Raw genomic sequence first — 4,581 nt, 5'->3', positions numbered from 1 at the left:
GCTGACGGAGGGGGGAGGGGGGATCGGTCTCATAAGCCCCCTCCGCCTCGCTGCGTTCGGCACTTCCTCCAAGGGGGGAGGATCTTGGCTCAAAGCTCGAGCACGACTTTCCCGACAATCCCCCGCGCGGCCATGGCATCAAACGCCTCGCGCCAGCGCTCGATTGGCAGGACGCGGTCGATGTGGGGGTGGAGCTTGCCCTCTGCTGCCAAAGCCAGCATCGCCTGCCGCACCGCCGTGCCGCGTTCGGGAAAGCGCCGCGCATATTCGCCCGCGCGCACCCCGACGACCGAGAAGCCTTTGATCAGCGGGATATTGGTTGAAATGTCCGCTATCCGCCCCCCGGCAAAGCCGATCACCAGGAGCTTTCCGCCAAAGGCGACGCAGCGGGTGCTTTCATCGAACACATCGCCGCCAACCGGATCATAGACCAGATCGCACAAGTGCCCGCCGGTGATTTCCGCCACCGCTTCCCGGAACCGGCCACTGGCCAGGATCGCCGCATCGGGATCGCAGGCGGCTTTCAGTGCTTCGAGCTTGGCCGGAGAGCCGGTGGTGGCGATCACCCGGGCGCCAAGGCTTTTGGCCAGATCAGCCGCCGCCAGACCGACGCCCCCGGTCGCGCCGTGGACCAGCACCCAATCACCCGTTTTCAGTCCGCCGATCTCGACCAGCGCAGTATAGGCCGTGCCATATGCCGCCCCCAGCGCGGCGGCGTGATGAAAGCTCAGGCTGTCCGGGATCGGGCGCAATGCACTGGGATCTAATGCAGCAAAATCAGCCATGCACCCGCCCTTGCCACCGCCCATCACGCGGGTGCCGATGGGAAGGGGACTATCGGCATCCGCCTCCACCACTTCGCCCGCGAGTTCCAGGCCAAGCACGAACGGCGGCTGCGGCTTGAACTGGTATTCGCCGCGGGTCATCAGCAGGTCAGGAAAATTGAGCGAGGTGGCGCGCACCCGCACCAGCACTTGCCCTGGCTGGCGGACCGGCATCGGGGCATCGATCAGGGATACGCCCGAGAGATCGGGCGAGAGATGGTGGACGGTAAGAGCCTTCATTCCGAGCACAATACCTTGTCACCGTTCGTGTCGAGCGAAGTCGAGACATCTGCGCGGCGTGTCTCGACTTCGCTCGACACGAACGGACGTTGAGGAGTTTGTTAGAAACTGTCCTTCGCCGCCCGCAGTGCCGCAAAGGTCTCCACCGCATCGCCATTGCCCCAGCGCGCCTGCATGTCCGGATCGTCGGCGCGCAAGAAGGGGTTGGTGGCCAGTTCGCGGCTGAGCGTGGTCGGCACTGTCGGCTTGCCTGCGGCGCGCGCCTTTTCGATGTGGGCGACATAGTCCAGCAGCTTGGCGTTGTCCGGATCGGCATGGACCGCAAAGCGCGCGTTGCTGGCGGTGTATTCGTGAGCGCAATAGAGCAGAGTGGAGGGGGGTAGCGCCTTCAACCGGCACAGGCTGGCCCAGAACTGCGGCGGCGTGCCTTCAAACATCCGCCCACAACCCAGCGCGAACAGCGCATCACCAACGAAGGCCAGGTCCGCTCTGGCCGAATGCAGCGCGATATGGCCGTTGGTGTGGCCGCCCACGTCGATCACGTGAAAGTCCCAGGCCCCGATCGCCAAAGTATCGCCGTGCCGGACCACACGGTCCACCGCCGGAGTGCGCGCTGCGTCCACTTCGGATGCGCTCACCGTGCAACCCGTCGCCGCCTTGATCGCTTCGTTCCCGCCGGCATGGTCGGGGTGCCAGTGGGTGTTCCAGATCTGGGTGATCTGCCAGTGCTTCAATCCCGCCTCACGCAGATAGGTATCGGCATCGGGCGTATCGATGCACACCGTCTCCTCGCTTTCGGGATCGTGGAGCAGAAAGCCGTAGTTGTCGGACAGGCAGGGGAATTGGTGGACTTGCAGCATAGCCGGTGCCTTTTGCCTAACGCGTTAGGTTATCCCAAGGCGTAGCTTTTGAAACCATTGCCATATCGCGTAAAGCGCATAGGCGACGAATTGCATCGCAAAAACCAGATACGGCTTCTGGTGCAAATACTCCCACGGCCCAAACCAGATGATCAACAAAAAACCGATAGTAAGAATCAGCAAGGACCAACGAAACCAGCCAGGTAACGAATCAGGAGGCGGTTTCTTCTGACCGAACCCTCGCGATTCCCATACTTCCGTAACGGCGCTGGCGGTCGCCAGATATGCCACGACAATCGCCACGCCTGCTATTCCGAAAAAGAGCCAGCCAATTTCGTTGTTCATTTTATGATCTTAGCTCATGCATGCACAAAGCAAAAGCCCGCCCGGATCGCTCCGGACGGGCCTTTGTGTGCCTTGATGGGCGTAAAGGAGGATTAGTCCTTCTTCGCCTTCAGCGCGGCGCCAAGGATGTCGCCCAGCGAAGCGCCGGCATCCGAGGAACCGTACTGTTCCACGGCTTCCTTTTCTTCGTGCAGCTGACGCGCCTTGACCGAGAAGTTCGGCTTCTTCGAGCGGTCGAAGCCGGTGACCATGGCGTCCAGCTTCTGGCCGACCTGGAAGCGGTCTGGGCGCTGTTCGTCGCGGTCGCGGCCAAGGTCGCTGCGCTTGATGAAGCCGGTCGCGCCATCGTCGCCAGCCTGAACTTCCAGGCCCCCGTCGCGCACTTCGAGCACGGTGACGGTGACAACTTCGTTCTTGCGCAGCGTGCTGCCCGAAGCAGCAACACCGGCCGCCGGAGCGCCCTTTTCAAGCTGCTTCATGCCCAGGCTGATGCGTTCCTTTTCGACATCAACGTCAAGCACGATGGCCGAAACCTGCTCACCCTTGCGGTGCAGCGCCAGCGCGTCTTCGCCCGAGATGCCCCAGGCGATGTCCGACATGTGGACCATGCCGTCGACGTCGCCGTCCAGCCCGATGAACAGGCCGAATTCGGTGGCGTTCTTGACTTCGCCTTCGACCGACGAACCAACCGGGTGCTTTTCGGCGAAAGCTTCCCAGGGGTTCTGCTGCGCCTGCTTGAGGCCCAGGCTGATGCGGCGCTTGTCGCTGTCAACTTCCAGCACCAGCACGTCGACTTCCTGCGAGGTCGAAACGATCTTGCCGGGGTGGACGTTCTTCTTGGTCCAGGACATTTCCGAAACGTGGACCAGGCCTTCGATGCCGGCTTCCAGTTCGACGAAAGCGCCGTATTCGGTGATGTTGGTCACCTGGCCGCGCAGCTTCGCGCCGACCGGGTACTTGGCGGCAACGCCTTCCCACGGATCCGATTCCAGCTGCTTCATGCCCAGGCTGATGCGCTGGGTGTCCTGGTTGATGCGGATGATCTGAACCTTGACGGTGTCACCGATGTTGATGACTTCGTTCGGGTGATTAACCCGCTTGTAGCTCATGTCGGTGACGTGCAGCAGGCCGTCGATCCCGCCCAGGTCCACGAAGGCACCATAGTCGGTGATGTTCTTGACGACGCCGTCGATGATCTGGCCTTCGGACAGGTTCAGGATCAGGCCGCTGCGCTGTTCAGCGCGGGTTTCTTCCAGAACGGCGCGGCGCGAGACCACAATGTTGCCGCGGCGGCGATCCATCTTCAAGATCTGGAACGGCTGCGGAATATCCATCAGCGGCTGCACATCGCGCACCGGACGAATATCGACCTGCGAGCCGGGCAGGAAGGCCACGGCGCCGTCGAGGTCAACGGTGAAGCCGCCCTTGACGCGGCCGAAGATCACGCCGTCAACGCGTTTGCCTTCGCCGAACTCGTTTTCAAGCTTGTCCCAGGCAGCTTCGCGGCGGGCGCGGTCGCGCGACAGCATCGCTTCGCCTTCGGAGTTCTCGACGCGATCGACGAACACTTCAACTTCATCGCCAACGCTCAGCCCGTGGGGCTGGCCGGCCATGGAAAATTCCTTGAGCGGCACGCGGCCTTCGCTCTTCAGACCGACGTCGATGACGGCCTTGTCGTTTTCGATCGCGGTGATGGTGCCCTTGACCACCCGGCCTTCGAAGCCGCCATCTGCGGCACCGCCGAGCGATTCATCCAGCAGCGCGGCAAATTGATCGCGCGTGGGGTTGCTAGCCATTGCTAAGTTCCTTCAACGTTTTTCCCGGCCAAGCGGTTGTTTCCGCCGGTCTTTCCTCCGCTGCGGCACCATTGCCGCCCTCCCGGGTAGGGAAGGTTTTAAGCGGGCCAAAAGGGCCGATCCGCCACGGGGGCCTCATGCCGTCCGTGGCATCCGGGCAAGGGCGAGCCCCCGCGCGGACCGGCGGCCCCTAGGGCAGGGGTGGTGCAAAAGCAAGGGAAATGGCGGCAGCGCGCCCAGCAGCCACGCAAAACTTGTGCGACATATCACATTGCCGGGGCCGCGCGCTGGGGGTAGCCTGATGGGCAGGGGAACCAGGAGGCAGGCCAATGCCGGCGAGTGAGATTATCCATACCGTGAAATCCGGCGAATCGCTTGGGAAAATCGCGCAGAAATACGGGGTTAGTGCTGCTGCTATTGCCCATCGTAACGCGATTACCAATCCGGCGCTGATCCACCCGGGACAAAAGCTGAAGATTCCTGCGGCGAGCACTCCGACGCCTCCTCCTCCTCCGC

5 protein-coding genes are annotated in these 4,581 nt (G+C 62.6%); 1 reads left to right on the top strand and 4 read right to left on the bottom strand.

The features are described from left to right. Positions 1 to 89: 89 nt before the first annotated feature. From MNBBLIKP_RS07695 to rpsA, 4 genes are all read right to left on the bottom strand, one after another. Positions 90 to 1,064 carry an NADPH:quinone oxidoreductase family protein gene (locus MNBBLIKP_RS07695; RefSeq protein ID WP_088309134.1) on the bottom strand — a complete coding sequence of 325 codons (975 nt, stop codon included), beginning with the start codon at positions 1,062 to 1,064 and terminating at the stop codon, positions 90 to 92. A gap of 101 nt (positions 1,065 to 1,165) precedes the next feature. Further along, positions 1,166 to 1,924: a hydroxyacylglutathione hydrolase gene (gloB, locus tag MNBBLIKP_RS07690; RefSeq protein WP_088309132.1), complete on the bottom strand. Its 759-nt coding sequence runs from the start codon at positions 1,922 to 1,924 to the stop codon at positions 1,166 to 1,168. A 24-nt stretch (positions 1,925 to 1,948) separates the two neighbouring features. Then, positions 1,949 to 2,269, bottom strand: coding sequence for a hypothetical protein (locus MNBBLIKP_RS07685; RefSeq protein ID WP_088309130.1), 321 nt, complete (start codon positions 2,267 to 2,269; stop codon positions 1,949 to 1,951). A 92-nt stretch (positions 2,270 to 2,361) separates the two neighbouring features. After that, positions 2,362 to 4,065: a 30S ribosomal protein S1 gene (rpsA, locus tag MNBBLIKP_RS07680; RefSeq protein WP_088309128.1), complete on the bottom strand. Its 1,704-nt coding sequence runs from the start codon at positions 4,063 to 4,065 to the stop codon at positions 2,362 to 2,364. 329 nt (positions 4,066 to 4,394) lie between these two features. Between rpsA and MNBBLIKP_RS07675 the strand changes: the two genes are divergently transcribed. Then, on the top strand, positions 4,395 to 4,581 hold a 187-nt coding region (locus tag MNBBLIKP_RS07675), incomplete at its 3' end, for a LysM peptidoglycan-binding domain-containing protein (RefSeq protein ID WP_140420549.1).

The organism is Novosphingobium sp. B 225 (assembly GCF_002198665.1).
Classification (GTDB): domain Bacteria; phylum Pseudomonadota; class Alphaproteobacteria; order Sphingomonadales; family Sphingomonadaceae; genus Novosphingobium.
Note: the sequence above shows the minus strand (reverse complement) of the source record. Positions and strands in the feature narration are given on the sequence as shown.